Source organism: Bradyrhizobium sp. sGM-13 (genome assembly GCF_018398875.1).
Classification (GTDB): Bacteria; Pseudomonadota; Alphaproteobacteria; order Rhizobiales; family Xanthobacteraceae; genus Bradyrhizobium.
The window spans coordinates 1-209 of sequence record NZ_JAGWDK010000550.1 but is presented as its reverse complement, the minus strand read 5'-3'; the positions used below and the strand labels follow the sequence as shown (position 1 = coordinate 209).

General features: G+C 66.0%; 1 protein-coding gene. It reads right to left on the bottom strand.

Going from position 1 to position 209, the window contains the following annotated elements:
• A partial coding sequence (locus KJQ96_RS39940; RefSeq protein ID WP_213291315.1) for a hypothetical protein occupies positions 1-209 on the bottom strand: 209 nt, incomplete at both ends.

Here is a 209-nt window from a genome sequence, read left to right as displayed (position 1 = left end):
ATCTGACAGACGCAATTGCGCGGCATCGGCGTCGGCAAAACCTTCCGCCGCATAATCGCCGACGTTCAGAGCGGCGTCGTAGTTCTCCGGACCAGGCCAGTGTCTGCCGCTGTCGGTAAACGGCGCGAACCATCGTGTGACCACGACGACCGCCGCGTCGCGACCCTGCCGCCGAGCGAACGCGATGAAGTGGTCGCGATGCGGCCCGC